Here is a 15,179-nt window from a genome sequence, read left to right as displayed (position 1 = left end):
GGCCGGCCCGAAGATGTCGGCCGGGGCCTGCCAGACTCCGGGCAATGCCAGCTGAGGACTCCAACACCTGGCCGGGCCTACACAGCTGATTCTGCCGGTGCCATGGCCTTACTTGGCGCCGGCGTTGGTCATTTGGCGGAGTTCCTTCTTCAGCTCGGAGATTTCGTCTCGGTAGCGGGCGGCTACTTCGAACTGGAGTTCGGCGGCTGCGTTGTGCATTTGGTCGGTTAGTTGCTGGATGAGGTCGGCGAGGTCGGAGGACGGGAGACCGCCGGCCAGTTCGCGGGCCTTTTCGCCGGCTCGGCCCTTGCCGGCGCCGGGGACGGGGGCTTTGCCGCGGGACTGGGTTCGGCCGGAGCCTAGGAGTTCGGCGGTGTCGGCGTCCTCGCGGGCGAGCATGTCGGTGATGTCCGCGATCTTCTTGCGGAGGGGCTGCGGGTCTACGCCCATCTCGGTGTTGTAGGCGATCTGTTTCGCGCGGCGGCGGTTGGTTTCGTCGATGGCTTGTTCCATGGACGGGGTGATCTTGTCGGCGTACATGAAGACCTGGCCGGAGACGTTGCGGGCGGCGCGGCCGATGGTCTGGATCAGGGAGCGGCCGGAGCGGAGGAAGCCTTCCTTGTCGGCGTCGAGGATGGCGACCAGGGAGACCTCGGGGAGGTCGAGGCCTTCGCGGAGCAGGTTGATGCCGACGAGGACGTCGTACTCGCCCATTCGGAGCTCGCGGAGCAGTTCGACGCGGCGGAGGGTGTCGACCTCGCTGTGCAGGTACCTGGTCCGGATGCCCATCTCGAGCAGGTAGTCGGTGAGGTCTTCGGACATCTTCTTGGTCAGGGTGGTGACCAGGACTCGCTCGTCGCGCTCGACGCGCAGGCGGATCTCGTGGATCAGGTCGTCGATCTGGCCCTTGGTCGGCTTGACGATGACCTCGGGGTCGATCAGGCCGGTCGGGCGGATCAGCTGCTCGACGAAGCCGTCGGACTTGTCCTGCTCGTACTGCCCCGGGGTCGCGGACAGGTAGACGGTCTGGCCGATCCGCTCCAGGAACTCCTCCCAGCGCAGCGGTCGGTTGTCCATCGCCGACGGCAGCCGGAAGCCGTGCTCGACCAGGGTGCGCTTGCGGGACATGTCGCCCTCGTACATCCCGCCGATCTGCGGGACCGTCACGTGCGACTCGTCGATGACGAGCAGGTAGTCCTCGGGGAAGTAGTCCAGCAGACAGTGCGGTGCCGTCCCGGCCTCGCGGCCGTCGGTATGCCGGGAGTAGTTCTCGATGCCGGAACACGTGCCGATCTGGCGCATCATCTCGATGTCGTACGTCGTCCGCATCCGCAGCCGCTGGGCTTCCAGCAACTGGCCGCCGCGCTCGAGCTCAGCCAGCCGCTCGGCCAACTCGGCCTCGATCGAGGTGATCGCGCGCTCCATCTTCTCCGGCGCGGTCACGTAGTGCGTCGCGGCGCCGATGTAGAGCTCGTTCTCCTCGCTGAGAACCTCGCCGGTGAGCGGGTGCAGCGTCATCAGCCGCTCGATCTCGTCACCGAAGAACTCCACCCGGACCGCGAGCTCCTGGTAGACCGGGAAGACCTCGAGCGTGTCGCCGCGGACCCGGAAGGTACCGCGGGTGCCGGCCAGGTCGTTGCGCGCGTACTGCACGCCGACCAGCTTGCGGAGCAGACCGTCGCGGTCCATCTCGGCGCCGACCTTCACGTGGATCATCCGGTTCAGGTACTCGTCGGCGGAGCCCAGGCCGTAGATACAGGAGACGGTCGCCACCACGACCACGTCGCGCCGGGTCAGCAGCGACCAGGTCGCCGAGTGCCGCAGCCGCTCGACCTCCTCGTTGATCGAGGAGTCCTTCTCGATGTACGTGTCCGTCTGCGGGACATACGCCTCGGGCTGGTAGTAGTCGTAGTACGAGACGAAGTACTCGACCGCGTTCTCCGGGAAGAAGTGCCGCAGCTCGGTCGCGAACTGCGCGGCGAGCGTCTTGTTCGGCTGCAGGATCAGCATCGGCCGCTGGATCTTCTCCGCCAGCCAGGCCATCGTCGCCGTCTTACCCGTACCGGTGGCACCCAGCAGTACGACGTTCTGCTCGCCGGCGTTGATCCGCCGCTCGAGCTCCGCGATCGCGGCCGGCTGGTCACCGGCCGGATCGAAGTCGGACACCACCTTGAGCGGCGCCACCATACGCTGGAGATCCGAGACCTGTCTCATGGGTCCAACCGTACGTGGCGCCGCCGACAAAAACTGAAAACCGCAGGTCAGAAGCTCTTTTCAACGCTCGCGTTCATCGACTGGAGCTGGTTGAAGCGCCGCTCGTAGACCCGCGCCTCGAGCCCCGCGTCGGTGGCGGTGACCCGGTCGAACTTGTCCGCGTACGCCGTCACGAAGCCCTTGTAGTCGATCAGGCCGTTCTTGCTGGTCTTGATCTTGGCGGTGTAGTTCAGCGCGTAGCAGGTCTTGATCGCCTCGTTGGCCGGCTTGCAGACCTCACCCTTGCCGATCACCACGTTCTGCATCCCGTTCGACTCGACGTCGACCAGGTGCTCGGCGAACCCCTTCGCGTCGTACAGCTCGGTCTGGCGGACCCAGTAGTACCCGTCGATCAGGCCGCGGACGTTGAACTGCTGCAGGATGTAGTTCTTCCCGGACTGCGTCTTCGACTTCGGGTCCGGCAGCCAGCCCTTGGCCGGGGTGAACCAGATCCCGCGGCCGACCTCGACACCGACGTCGTTCGGCCCCTTGGAGTCGTCCGGCTTCGAGTCGGCCGGCGGCGTGTACAGGGTGCCCGGCGCGTCCGGGGTCTGCTGCGCGACCGGCTTGTCGTCGCCACCGCCGGTCACCAGCAGGACGACGCCGACCGCGACCAGGACGACCGCGAGCACCGCGCAGCCGATGATGATGAACTGCGACCGGTTCGACTTGGCCGGCCGGCCTTGCGGGCGGCCAGGACCCGGCCCCCAGCCGCCGGGACCCGCGGGTCCCGCGCCACCGGGGCCGCTGCCCCAGCCACCGGGTGCGGCGGCCGGCGGCGGGCCCGGAGGTGGTCCGTACTGCTGACTCATAGCTGTTCCTCGTGGTGTCGGGGGTTCGGCACAAGACCGGGGTGGTGGGGCGGGGAAGGTATCAGAAACTGTCGAGAACCGACGTCTTCATCTGGGCGGCGTCCGCCTCGGCCTTCGGCGCGAAGTCGGTGCGGGTCCGGAAGTCCAGTGCGGTGGCAACCTTGTCCTTGCGCAGGTAGACCTCCACATAGCCCTGTACGGCGACGTCCTGCCCGGCCTTGTCCTTGGCCGTGGAGGTGTAGCTCATCGCGATGCACTCCTCCAGGACGTCCTTGGGGCACGGCAGGTTCCGTTCGTCACCGAGTTTGGCGATCTCGTTCTCGGTCTCGCCCTCGATGATCGCGAGCAGGTACGCCTTCGCGGTCACGTTCTCCTTCTGGCGGACCCAGAAGAACGCCCGCGCCTCACCGTTCGGTGCGTAGGTGACGAGCTCCTTGCCCTGCTTCTCGGTCTCCAGCACACTCCAGCCCGGGACCGGTACGACGGACACTCCGAACGCGACCGGAATCGCACCGGCCGGCGGCGTGTACGACGTACTCGGCGTGCTCGGCGTCGGCGTCGTACTGGGCACCGGGTCCGCGCCCTTCTTGTCACCACCGGACAGCAGCACCAGGGCCACCGCAACCAGCGCGACAACCACCAGGCCGGCACCGATCGGCAGCAGCACCGGAGGGATCCGGGGGCCCTTCTTCACGGGCGGTGGACGACGCAGCGACGGCGGACCGACCTTGTCACCCCACGCGGACGACGTCTCGGTCGCCGGGCCGTCAGGCTGCTGAGGTCCCGGTGGGACCTCGAGGTTCCACGGGGACGGCGGCAGCGCCGGTGCCGGCGCTGCCGCTGGGTCCTCGTCGGGGCCGGGTTTGCTCACCCACGGGTTGCTGTCCCCGGCCCCTTTGTCGCGTTTTCCGGTCACTGGCTCTTGAGCACCGACTGCAGCATCGCGGTGCTGTCCGGCTGCGCGGTCGAGACCTTGTCCTTGCGGGCGAGCACCCGGACCAGTGTGATGACGCCGTCGTTGCGCTCGATCACACCGACGAAGCCGACGACCTCGGTGCTGCCCTGCTGACCGGCCGACAGACCGGAGTAGGACTGGGTGATGGCGACCTTGACCGGGGTCTTGTCGTTCGCACCCGGGGTGATCCGGACCGGCTCCTTGGTCTTCACCGAGGTGTGCGCCTTGGTCTCGGCGGTCAGCAGCTTCGGCAGGACGGTGTCGGCCGTCTCGCCTTCGGCCTTGAACACCTGGACCATGAAGTAGGCCTCACCCGACTTGAGCAGGTAGACGCCCTTGAAATCCTTCAGTTCCTTGCGCACGTAGCCCGTGGCCGGCTTCACGAAGACGCCTTCACCGACCTCGATGCCCTCATCGACCGGCTGGTTGTTGCCGTTGTCGCCGCCGCCACCGTTCGTCGGGGTCGGCTGGACCTGCTTCTTGTCGTCGCCACCACCGAAGATCAGCGCGAGCACGATGCCGATCACCGCGACGACGACCAGACCGCCGCCGGCCAGGTACAGGATCTTGCTGTTGCCCTTACCCCGCGGAGCCCCGCCGCCGCCGTACTGGTACGGCTGCTGCTGCCCGGGGAACCCCTGCTGCTGGCCCGGATAGGGCTGCTGCCCGTACGGCGATTGCCCCGGCTGCTGCCCGTATCCCGGCTGACCCTGCGGGGGCTGCTGGCCGTAGCCAGGCTGACCCTGCGGCGGCTGGCCATACCCAGGCGGCGGTCCCTGCGGAGGCGGACCGTAACCAGGCGGCGGTCCCTGCGGGGGCTGCCCCTGCGGCGGCTGGCCGTATCCGGGAGGCGGACCCTGCGGAGGCGGTCCATACCCGGGCGGCGGTCCTTGCGGCGGCTGGCCCTGCGGCCCGTAGCCAGGCGGCGGACCCTGCGGAGGCTGGCCCTGTCCGTACGGAGGTTGCTGGTTGCTCATGCCTGCGTCTCCCCAGTCGTCACGTCGTACCCACTCGCTGTCGCCGGTGCGGTCACACCACGGGCCGACTTCGGCACCGAGCGGACGGAGTTGCCACAGGCGGAGCAGAAGTCCGAGTGCGGCAGCAGCGGCATCTCACAGCGCGAGCAGAAGGCCTGGTCGCCGGAGGCGTGGTTGGAGCCACCGCGCGCGGCCGACTCCAGTGCGGCCTCGAGCAGGCCCTTGTGCAGCACGGTCCGGACCCGGATGATCAGCGCGCCCAGCAGCAACAGGCCCCAGACGACACCGAGTACGGCGCCGATCGTCGAACCGTGACCGCCGACGAAGCCGAGCAGGTAGACGCCGCCCTGGAACAGCGCGTTCACCACGATCGCCTGGAGCAGACCGCTCACCCAGCGCGGCGTGAAGCCGTCGTACCCGGCGCCGAGGCCGGAGAACTCCGCACCGGCCAGTCCGGTCGCCGAACCGTAGATCAGCGGCTTGATGAAACCGTGCAGGACGACGATCGAGATCCACGTCCCGGCGCTGCTGCCCGGACCGGCGAAGCCGCCGCTGATCCAGCCCCAGTGCAGGACGAGCGTCTCGAAACACGCGTACCCGACGCCGGCCACGACACCGAAGGTGAAGCCGTCCATCAGGTCGTCGTACCGCGGCCGCGAGGCCAGGTAGAGCGGGCCGATCTGGCGGATGAGCTCCGACACGACCGGCACCAGCAGAAGCAGGATCAGCAGATCGCGACCGGACGGGCCGATGTCGTTCGACCCGATGGTGTCGGTGGACAGCGCGATGTTGTTCGACCACAGCCAAGTGAAGACGGCCGCGAGTACGCCGGTCAGCACGAAGGCCGCCGCGACGACCGGGATCGGCTCGTCCTCCCACAGGTTCACGTCGTACAGATAGAGGATGTAGACGATCGGCACCGAGAAGGCCGCCACCATGATCGCCACCGGCAGTGCGCCGAGGGCGGCCGTCACGACGGTCAGCAACAGCGCGATGCCGAGTGCGACCTTGTACGTGTAGGGCTGCTTACCCGAGCCCTGCGGCATGATCGTGGAGACCAGCTTGAACGACGCGACCGACTCATCGGGCCGAGCCGCGTACGCGTTCTTCCGCTCCGTGTCCCCGGACCGCAGGTCGTTGCCACAGTGGTGGCAGTACCGCGAGACCTCGGGGACGTCAGAGTTGCAGCGCGGACACACCACGCCATCCTCCCTACTTCGGGACTTCAGGGCTTTCGGACCGGACAGATTCTCGTACAACCGATCCCGGAAACATCATTTACCGCGCAGGGGTCACGCTTTCGTGTCCGGACCGTGCCCTGCGCGCTCCCGCAACGTGGTCCACACCTCATCGAGCCGGGTGTCCAGCTCGGCCAGCGTTCCGGCGTTCTCGACGACCACGTCGGCGACGGCCAGTCGCTGCTCCCGCGTTGCCTGGCTGGCGATCCGTTGCTCGGCCTCGGATTCCGCCATAGCTCGTTGCTGCGTCAGCCTTTCCAGCTGCACAGCAGCCGGTACGTCGACCACGAGCACCACGTCGAAGCGGTCGGCCTGACCGGTCTCGACCAGCAACGGAATGTCGTGCACCACGATTGCGTCGTCGGACGCGGCCGCCTCGATCTCAGCGGCCCGGGCCCGCACCCGCGGATGAATGATCGCCTCGAGCCGGCGTCGCGCCTCGGCATCGCCGAAGACGATCCGCCCGACCGCCGGCCGATCCATCTCCCCCTCAGCAGTCAGCACCTCGGGCCCGAAGGCGGCCACCACCTCGGCCAATCCATCGGTCCCGGGAGCCACCACCTCGCGCGCCAGCACGTCGGAATCGATCACGATCGCACCCCGCGCCGCCAGCCGCGACGACACCGCACTCTTGCCGGCGCCGATTCCTCCAGTCAGTCCAACTCGTAGCACGCGACCTACTATGACTTATGGGGTGGAGACGGCGGCGCCGGGACCTGCGCGAGCTAGAGCACGTCCAGTTGATGGCAGAAGAAGATGCGATCGTGTTCGGCGAAGAGCTGACGCGATTCGGTGACGCGCATGAGCTCGATGCGGACGCCCGGCACGACTACCAGACCGCGTTGGACGCCTATGAAAGCGGCAAACGGCTCGTCGACAAGATGAAGTCCGTCGAGGCGATCAGCGCGGTGATCGACACTCTCACCGCCGGTCGGTACGCACTGGCCTGCGCGCGGGCCCGAGTCGACGGCCTTCCACTGCCAGAGCGCCGTACGCCGTGCTTCTTCAACCCGCAGCACGGACCGGCGAGCCTGGACGTGGTGTGGACGCCGCGCAGCGGCGCGACGCGACGGGTACCGGCGTGTGCGCAGGACGCGGCGCGGATCAAGGCCGGCGAGGACCCGCCGGTCCGCATGGTCCGGTACGGCGAACAACAGGTGCCGGCCTGGGAAGCGGGCACACCGAACGAGCCCTACCGGATCGGCTTCTTCACCTCCAGTACCGCGCGGGCCACGGTGATCGAGCTGAAGACCCGGATGAAGGGTGAGGGCGGCGGCACCTGGGGCAACGGCTTCCGCAAGCCCACCCGCCGCGGCCCCTAGACGTGCAGAACCCCCGCACCTCGAAGGATGCGGGGGTCCTGGCTGCTAACTAACTGATCAGCCCTGGCCGGTCAGCTTCTCACGCAGTGCCTGCAGCGCCTCGTCGGAAGCGAGCGCGCCCTCGGCGGGAGCGTCGTCCTTCGGAGCAGCGCTGCCGCCACCGGTGGCCGAGGAGTACGTGGAGGCCTCGCCGGCCTCGACGTCCGCCGTCTTGGCGTCCTCGATCTGCTTCTTGTGGGCCTCCCAGCGCAGGTGGGCCTCGGCGTACTGCCGCTCCCACTCCTCACGCTGAGCATCGAAGCCCTCGAGCCACTCGCCCGTCTCCGGGTCGAAGCCGTCGGGGTAGATGTAGTTGCCCTGCTCGTCGTACGTCGCCGCCATGCCGTACAGCGTGGGGTCGAAGTCGTCGGAGACCGGGTCGACACCCTCGTTGGCCTGCTTCAGCGACAGCGAGATCCGGCGACGCTCGAGGTCGATGTCGATGATCTTGACCATCACGTCGTCGTTCACCTGGACGACCTGCTCCGGGATCTCGACGTGACGCTCGGCCAGCTCGGAGATGTGCACCAGACCCTCGATGCCCTCCTCGACGCGGACGAACGCACCGAACGGAACCAGCTTGGTGACCTTACCCGGGACGATCTGGCCCATCTGGTGGGTCCGGGCGAACTGCTGCCACGGGTCTTCCTGGGTCGCCTTCAGCGACAGCGAGACGCGCTCGCGGTCCATGTCGACGTCCAGCACCTCGACGGTGACTTCCTGGCCGACCTCGACAACCTCGGTCGGGTGGTCGATGTGCTTCCAGGACAGCTCCGAGACGTGCACCAGACCGTCGACGCCGCCGAGGTCCACGAACGCACCGAAGTTGACGATCGAGGAGACGACACCCTTGCGGATCTGGCCCTTCTGCAGCTGGGTGAGGAAGTTCATCCGCACCTCGGACTGCGTCTGCTCCAGCCACGCCCGGCGCGACAGGACCACGTTGTTGCGGTTCTTGTCGAGCTCGATGATCTTGGCCTCGATCTCCTGGCCGACGTACGGCTGGAGGTCGCGGACGCGACGCATCTCGACGAGCGAGGCCGGCAGGAAGCCACGGAGGCCGATGTCCAGGATGAGACCACCCTTGACGACCTCGATGACGGTACCGGTGACGACGCCGTCCTCTTCCTTGATCTTCTCGATCGTGCCCCAGGCCTTCTCGTACTGGGCGCGCTTCTTCGAGAGGATCAGGCGGCCTTCTTTGTCCTCCTTCTGGAGAACCAGGGCCTCGACGTGATCGCCGACGTTGACGACCTCGTTCGGGTCGACGTCGTGCTTGATCGACAGCTCGCGGGAGGGGATCACGCCTTCGGTCTTGTAACCGATGTCGAGGAGAACCTCGTCCCGGTCGACCTTGACGATGGTGCCCTCAACGATGTCGCCGTCGTTGAAGTACTTGATGGTCTGATCGATCGCCGCGAGGAAGTCTTCCTCCGACCCGATGTCATTGACCGCTACCTGCGGGGTGGTGCGAACTGCGGGGTCGAGAGGTGCCTCGATGCTGGCCGTCATGTGGTGGGTTGCTCCGTGGACTGGTGGTCTCGTCAGGTTGCGTATGAGCCGTTGGATCGCACCACACCGCTGGACTGCCTGGAGAGCACAGATTCACCACCGACAAGCTGCGAGCACGAGCCTGCTCCGTCCGAGGTCGCGCAGGCCCATAGCGCATCTCACAGAATACCGGTCTTGACGGAGGCAACACAACCTGGGGCACCCGGTCGGCACCGGGCACCCGCCGAGGTCTCCCGACGTGCCACTCAGCTCAATGTACGACGTCGAGGTCGGGACGGTCTCCGGAGAGGGTCCGCGTGTCCGCCATCCGGTACACCAGGGCCGCCGCAGCGGCCACGACCGGGTTGTCCACCGCCCGCGAGGCGAGCTCGATCAGGGCCCACAGATCGGCCGCCCGGCCGAGGTCCACGAGCGGCTCCGGGAGCTCGACTCCGCTCCCCCGCAGCCCGCTCAGGACCGCGCCGGCGAACACCGGGTCGGTCTCGAACCGCAGCAGGTTGCCGAGATCGGCGTACGGCGACCCTGCGAACGAGAACTCCCAGTCGATCAGGCCGGTGATCCGGGCGGTCTCCGGGTCCACCAGCAGGTTCTTCGGGTTGAAGTCGCTGTGAACCAGGCAGAACCGGTTCTGGGCGCCATCCAGGAGGTCTTCGGCCTCCGCGAACACCTCCGCGAGACCGCCGTACGCGACACCAAGGCCGGCGGCGTACTCCTCCAGGTCACCCGGACCGAACGGCTCGACGGTCAGCTCGCCGCCGCGGAACATGCCCGCGGTCAGGAACGGCATCCCGCTCAGCCGGGCGAGCAACTCCCCCAGCTGAGCGCCGACCTTCCGCCGTTCGTCCGGACCGGCCGTCTCCAGATAGACCTGCAGGTTCACGCCTGGCAGACGCTCCATCAGCAAGTACGGCGGGTCCTCCAGCGACCCTTCGCGCTTCAAATCGAGGATCCGCGGTACCGGCAGCAACCCGCGCACGAGCTGCAGCAGAGCCGCATCGACGACCGCCCGATCCGGATCCTTCACGTACAGCTTCAGCACCGCTTCCTCACCGCCGGCGGTCACCGCGAAGGTCTGCCCCTGGTAACCGCCGGTCAGCGGAACTGCACTTGCCGCTAGTCCATCCACCCGCCCGATCCTGCCATCGCCGCCAAAACCGTCGGTACGGCGTTGCGCAGCCCAGCCGCGTTCGGGTGCAGCGGCACCAGACCGTTGGTGGTCACACTCGGGATCAGTCCTTCGATCCACCGTGTCCCGGCCGGCTTGCACATGTCGTGTCCAACGCTCGGCGTGGCCAGATCGACGTACGTCGCTCCGTGCGCGCTCGCCTGTTCCGCCATCCGGCGGTTGAGCCGGGTCAGCGCCGACTGGAGGTAGTCGGCATCCGCGGCCCACACCGGCACGACCGGCCAGCAGCCGCCCTTCCGGATCCCGGTCGGGTAGCCGACCATCAGGATCTTTGCCTGTGGCGCCCGCTGCCGGATCTGCTCGATCACAGTCCCGTACGTCGGCGCGAACGCGTCGATCTTCTGCGCCAACTTGTCCACACCACCTGTGGTGTTGGTCGCCTTGCACGAGGTCCCGACCGGCTGCGGCAGCAGGTTCACGCAGGAGAACGCGAGCCCGACCAGCCCGATGTCGTTGCCGCCGATCCCGACCGAGACCAGCGTGGTGTCCGCGCTCAGAGCGTCGTACTGCGGTGCTGCCGTGCCGAGGATGATGCCCGGCTGTGGATTCGCGAAGTGCGCGGTCGTCGCCGCGCCACAGGTGACGTCGCGGAACTTCGCGGGCTGCACCTGCGCGGCGATCAGGGACGCGTAGTTGACCGCCGAGCGCGCACAGGTCAGCGGCTCCTTGGCCGGCAACACGAGCGAACCCGCGGCGAACGAGTCGCCCATCGCCACATAGACCAGCGGCGGAGCCGCCATCGCCGGCAGCGGCGTCAGCCCACTGGCGAGCAGTCCGGTCGCTACCGCCACCGCTATCAAGGTTCTCTTCATGCCGCCGCCTTTGACGTTAAGTGACCAATCAGTAACAGACCACGATGAGGAGCTTTCAGCTTTTCGGCAAGACCTCGGCAGCGTTTGCTTTATTTACGCTACCGCCATAGCGTAAAGGCCATGACACGAGGACGGCCGCGAGACACCGCGATCGAGGGCAGGCTGCTCGCAGCCGCGGCCGAAGAGCTGCGGCACGGCGGGTACGACGGTTTGTCGATCGACCGGGTCGCCGAGCGGGCCGGGGTCGCCAAGACCACGCTGTACCGGCGCTGGGCGTCCAAGGCCGAGCTCGTCGTCGCACTGATCGCGATGATGCGCGAGGAGATCCCGTTCGAGCCGTCCGACGACCCACGGGCCGATCTGACCGCACTGGTCACCGCGATCGCCGCAGGTCTGTCCGAGACGCCGACCACTTTGATCGCTGACCTTGCAGCAGCAGCCGCCCGTGAGCCGCGCGTCGGCGAGAGCGTCCGCGCCCTCTGGGCGGAGCGGCACGGAGCCGTCACCGCTGTCGTGGCCAAGGCGCAGGAGGCCGGGCTCGTGCTCGACCATGTCGCGCCCGCCCTGCTGGTCGACCAACTGGTCGGCCCGCTGTACTACCGGCTCCTGGTCACGCAAGAGCCGCTCACCCCTGAATACGCCCGGACGCTGGTGCTCAGCGTCCTTGGACCTGAGGAGTCCCCGTGAAACGTCGCCTGCTGGTAGGCCTTGGCGTCTTTGTTCTGCTGCTGGCCGGCTACACCACCTACACGATCGTCCGCCCCACGGTCCTGCGCACCGAGGTCGAGATCAACGCCTCCCCCGACCAGGTCTGGACGGTCCTGACCGACCGCGAGCACTACCCGGCCTGGAACCCGTTCATCGTCTCCTCGACCGGTCCGCTCGCCGTTGGCGGCACGATCACCAACGTCCTGCGCGACACCAAGGGCGCCGAGACGACCTTCACGCCCAAGCTGCTGGCCGTCCAGCCCGGCCGCGAGCTGCGCTGGATCGGCCGGATCGGATTCGGCGGGATCTTCGACGGTGAGCACGCGTTCCGGATCGAGGCCCTGCCCGACGGGCGATCGAAGCTGATCCAGGAGGAGATCTTCCGCGGCGCCGCCGTACCGTTCACGGCCGGCATGCTGCGCGACACGATCGAGCCACAGTTCCGCGCGATGAACCAGGCGATCGCGACGCGGGCGGCCGAAGCTCGCTAGAGTCACCGCGTGGTCGAGCCGCAACGTATCGAGCTGACCGAGGCCGAGAGCTCTCAGGCCAGCCGGACCTACTGGAACTCCGCCGCCGCCCAGTACCTCGAGGATCACGGCGACTTCCTCGGCGACGACCGGTTCATCTGGGGTCCCGAGGGTGTCGACGAGGAATCCGCGCAGCTGCTCGGACCGGTGCGTGGCAAGCGCATCCTCGAGGTGGGCTGCGGCGCGGCCCAGTGTGCCCGCTGGCTGGTGGGCCAAGGCGCCGATGTCGTTGCCTTCGACATCTCGCTGGAGCAACTGCGGATCGCGCGGGAGCTGGACGTCCGGACCGGGACCGCGGTCCGGACGGTCGCGGCCGATGCGACCGCACTGCCCTACGCGAACGCCACCTTCGACATCGTCTGTTCGGCGTTCGGTGCATTGCCGTTCGTGGCCGACGCGGGGACCGCTCTGCGCGAGATCGCCCGCGCTCTCAAACCTGAGGGCCTGCTGGTCTTCTCGGTGACCCATCCGTTCCGCTGGACGATGCCGGACGACCCGTACGCCGGCGGTCTGCGAATCGACAAGCCGTACTTCGACCGGACGCCGTACGTCGAGGTCGACGACGCTGGTACGCCGGTCTACGTGGAGCATCACCGGACGATCGGTGACTGGATTCGTGCGCTGACCGAGTCCGGGTTCGTCGTCGACGATCTGCTCGAGCCGGAGTGGCCTGCTGGTCACACGCTGGTCTGGGGTGGCTGGGGTCCGCATCGCGGCCGCTACGTCCCCGGTACGGCGATCTGGTCGGCCCGCAAGGAGGCCTCTGCATGAGAGGACTGGGATGACGCGCCACAGGTTCCCCGCACTCGACGGTCTGAGGGTCATGGCCGCGCTGGCGGTGCTGACCGCGCAGGTCGCCCTGCACAGCGATGCCGGAGCGCTCGCTGGTCTGCTGTCGCGACTGGACGTCGGCGCTGCGGTCTTCTGCGCGATCTGCGGCTTCCTGCTCTACCGGCCGCACGTGGTGGCGTGGTTCGAGGGCACACTGCCGCCGCTGACCCTGCCCTACCTGCGGAAGCGGGCCGTGCGGATCCTGCCTGTGCTGTGGGTCGCCGTACTGCTCGCCGCCTTGCTGCTGCACTCGGCTGACTGGTCGACGTACCTCCAGCACGCGACGCTCACGCAGGTGTACTTCGAGGGTTCGCCAGCACCCGGTCTGACGCAGCTCTGGAGTCTGGCGGCGATCGCAGCGTTCTACGTGATCCTCCCGGCGCTGGCCAAGCTCCTGACCGGGTATGAGCGTCCGACCCGGCGCAGTGTCCGGTGGCGGCTCACCGTGCTCGCGGGGCTCACTGTGTTCGGCCCCGTGTGGATGACCGTGATGGCCGCGACACATCACCCGAACGCCGGGCTCTGGCTGCCCGGATACCTGGGCTGGTTCGCGGTCGGCATGGGCTTCGCACTGTGGCAGGTCGCGCGCAGCACAGGCCGGCTCGGCTCATCCGCTCTCGACATCCTCACCACGATCCCCGGGACGGTCTGGGGTGTCGCAGCGGCGCTCCTCCTGCTTGCCGCGACTCCGCTGGCCGGTCCGTACGATCAGTCGCCCGCCACTCCCGGCCAGACCGCTGTGAAGAGCCTGCTCTACACCGGCATCGCGGCCTGTGTGCTGTTCCCGGCCTTGGCTCCCAGCGCTCGCACTGCGCACTACCTGGGCGGCAGACCGGCCCGTCTGGCCAGCAATCTCACGTACGGCGTGTTCGCGTATCAGGTGATCGCGCTGACGCTGCTCGAGCGCATCAGCACGCAGTTCGTGTTCCTGTTCGTTACGACTCTGCTCGCGTCCATCGGGCTCGCTGCAGCCAGCTACTACACCATGGAGCGGCCTTTAGCTGGTGTCCGGACCGACGGGTCCGGCGCCGGTAGAACACCGCCATCGCCATCACGGCGAGCACTCCAAGCGAGCCAACCAGGAGACCGGCCCGATACGCCCGGTCCGGCATGAACCGTGCGTTGACCAACTGCTCCTCACCTGCCGGCAGTACCCAGCCCTGCTGCCAGCCCGCGACTCGGATCGGCGTCAGATTGCGCCCACTGCCGTCGTACGCGACCCAGCCCTTGTTGTAGTTCTGCGCGACGGTCAGGACCGACGCCTTGCTCGATGCCGGTACCTCAAGTGTCAGCGCGGCCGGGTTCGGCCGCCACACGTTCACCCCGTGCACCGGCGTGACGGACACGTCACCGAAGCCTGCCTTGGTCAGCGTGACCTCAGTCGGGACCAGACCGCCGTTCGTCAGCACATCGACCTCGTGCCGACCGGCCTGCAGTACGACGGGTCCCGCATCGCAGCTGGTGAACGCGACCGGACGCCGCTGCAGGAGGTCCCGCATGGTGCCGGTCACTCGCGTCATGGTCGGCTTGCCGTCCACCTTGACGACCGGTCCGGACCCGCAGGACTCCCCTACCCGGTTGTCGAGCCGCAGTGCCTGCCGCAGTTCGTCGGCGCCGACGACGCGAATCTCCGAGATCGCTACTGGCTTGTCGGTCCGGGCGAAGCGCATCTCGACCGTGCGAGCCAGCCGCTCCCCGAAGCGCACGTAGCCGTCCGCATCCAGCTTGCTGACGGTGGCCGGACCACCGTCGAAGCTGAGCGAGACTTCGGCGGGCGCAGGCGCTGCTTCGGTCCGGAACTGCAGCCCACTCAACTTCCTCGCGGTCGGCAAGGTCAGCGTCAGGATCGGATCGCGGTCTGCGGCGTCCGCAACCCAAGTGGTGGTGATGTCCTGGTCTACGACCGCGCCCGGCCGCCCTTCCGGTGCAGCGACCGCGCGGGACGACGCCTTCACTCCGATCGGCCCCGACAGCAGTCGATCGAGCGCAGGCCCGTCCTGCGGC

14 protein-coding genes are annotated in these 15,179 nt (G+C 67.9%); 5 read left to right on the top strand and 9 right to left on the bottom strand.

Going from position 1 to position 15,179, the window contains the following annotated elements:
• Positions 1 to 108 precede the first annotated feature (108 nt).
• The 6 genes from uvrB to coaE all read right to left on the bottom strand — a co-directional run bounded on the left by uvrB (position 109) and on the right by coaE (position 6,907).
• Positions 109 to 2,214: an excinuclease ABC subunit UvrB gene (uvrB, locus tag ACFTSF_RS29795; RefSeq protein WP_380157472.1), complete on the bottom strand. Its 2,106-nt coding sequence runs from the start codon at positions 2,212 to 2,214 to the stop codon at positions 109 to 111.
• Positions 2,215 to 2,261: 47 nt separating this feature from the next.
• A complete protein-coding gene (locus ACFTSF_RS29790; protein ID WP_380157470.1) occupies positions 2,262 to 3,065 on the bottom strand; it encodes a hypothetical protein in 804 nt (267 codons plus the stop codon).
• 61 nt (positions 3,066 to 3,126) lie between these two features.
• Positions 3,127 to 3,936: a hypothetical protein gene (locus tag ACFTSF_RS29785; protein ID WP_380157468.1), complete on the bottom strand. Its 810-nt coding sequence runs from the start codon at positions 3,934 to 3,936 to the stop codon at positions 3,127 to 3,129.
• Between the two features lie 41 nt (positions 3,937 to 3,977).
• Positions 3,978 to 4,997, bottom strand: coding sequence for a hypothetical protein (locus tag ACFTSF_RS29780; RefSeq protein ID WP_380157466.1), 1,020 nt, complete (start codon positions 4,995 to 4,997; stop codon positions 3,978 to 3,980).
• Positions 4,994 to 6,199, bottom strand: a complete 1,206-nt coding sequence (locus ACFTSF_RS29775) for a PrsW family glutamic-type intramembrane protease (protein WP_380157464.1) — start codon at positions 6,197 to 6,199, stop codon at positions 4,994 to 4,996. Before ACFTSF_RS29775 ends, ACFTSF_RS29780 begins: the two co-directional genes overlap by 4 nt.
• A 90-nt stretch (positions 6,200 to 6,289) precedes the next feature.
• Positions 6,290 to 6,907: a dephospho-CoA kinase gene (gene coaE / locus ACFTSF_RS29770; protein WP_380157462.1), complete on the bottom strand. Its 618-nt coding sequence runs from the start codon at positions 6,905 to 6,907 to the stop codon at positions 6,290 to 6,292.
• A 17-nt stretch (positions 6,908 to 6,924) separates the two neighbouring features.
• Between coaE and ACFTSF_RS29765 the strand changes: the two genes are divergently transcribed.
• Entirely contained in the window at positions 6,925 to 7,557 is a 633-nt protein-coding gene (locus ACFTSF_RS29765) for a hypothetical protein (RefSeq protein WP_380157460.1), read from the top strand.
• Positions 7,558 to 7,614: 57 nt separating this feature from the next.
• Here the strand turns inward: ACFTSF_RS29765 and rpsA are convergent, their stop codons facing one another.
• From rpsA to ACFTSF_RS29750, 3 genes are all read right to left on the bottom strand, one after another.
• On the bottom strand, positions 7,615 to 9,108 hold the full coding sequence (gene rpsA, locus ACFTSF_RS29760) for a 30S ribosomal protein S1 (RefSeq protein WP_344158722.1): 1,494 nt from the start codon (positions 9,106 to 9,108) through the stop codon (positions 7,615 to 7,617).
• Between the two features lie 250 nt (positions 9,109 to 9,358).
• Positions 9,359 to 10,234 (bottom strand): phosphotransferase family protein, encoded by an 876-nt coding sequence (locus ACFTSF_RS29755; RefSeq protein ID WP_380157458.1) that lies wholly within the window; start codon positions 10,232 to 10,234, stop codon positions 9,359 to 9,361.
• Positions 10,222 to 11,106, bottom strand: coding sequence for an SGNH/GDSL hydrolase family protein (locus tag ACFTSF_RS29750; protein WP_344158726.1), 885 nt, complete (start codon positions 11,104 to 11,106; stop codon positions 10,222 to 10,224). Before ACFTSF_RS29750 ends, ACFTSF_RS29755 begins: the two co-directional genes overlap by 13 nt.
• A 120-nt stretch (positions 11,107 to 11,226) precedes the next feature.
• Here ACFTSF_RS29750 and ACFTSF_RS29745 point away from each other — a divergent pair, with 120 nt between their 5' ends.
• Genes ACFTSF_RS29745 through ACFTSF_RS29730 form a run of 4 tightly spaced genes read left to right on the top strand, consistent with a single transcriptional unit; the run spans position 11,227 to position 14,289 of the window.
• Entirely contained in the window at positions 11,227 to 11,793 is a 567-nt protein-coding gene (locus ACFTSF_RS29745; protein ID WP_344158728.1) for a TetR/AcrR family transcriptional regulator, read from the top strand.
• Positions 11,790 to 12,305: an SRPBCC domain-containing protein gene (locus tag ACFTSF_RS29740; RefSeq protein ID WP_344158730.1), complete on the top strand. Its 516-nt coding sequence runs from the start codon at positions 11,790 to 11,792 to the stop codon at positions 12,303 to 12,305. The genes ACFTSF_RS29745 and ACFTSF_RS29740 overlap by 4 nt, the downstream gene beginning before the upstream one ends.
• A gap of 9 nt (positions 12,306 to 12,314) precedes the next feature.
• A complete protein-coding gene (locus tag ACFTSF_RS29735) occupies positions 12,315 to 13,115 on the top strand; it encodes a class I SAM-dependent methyltransferase (protein ID WP_380157455.1) in 801 nt (266 codons plus the stop codon).
• A gap of 10 nt (positions 13,116 to 13,125) precedes the next feature.
• Positions 13,126 to 14,289 carry an acyltransferase family protein gene (locus ACFTSF_RS29730; RefSeq protein ID WP_380157453.1) on the top strand — a complete coding sequence of 388 codons (1,164 nt, stop codon included), beginning with the start codon at positions 13,126 to 13,128 and terminating at the stop codon, positions 14,287 to 14,289.
• The last annotated feature ends 890 nt before the right edge of the window (positions 14,290 to 15,179 follow it).

The sequence above is a fragment of the Kribbella sp. NPDC056951 genome (genome assembly GCF_042674205.1).
Lineage (GTDB): Bacteria > Actinomycetota > Actinomycetes > Propionibacteriales > Kribbellaceae > Kribbella > Kribbella yunnanensis.
Note: the sequence above shows the minus strand (reverse complement) of the source record. Positions and strands in the feature narration are given on the sequence as shown.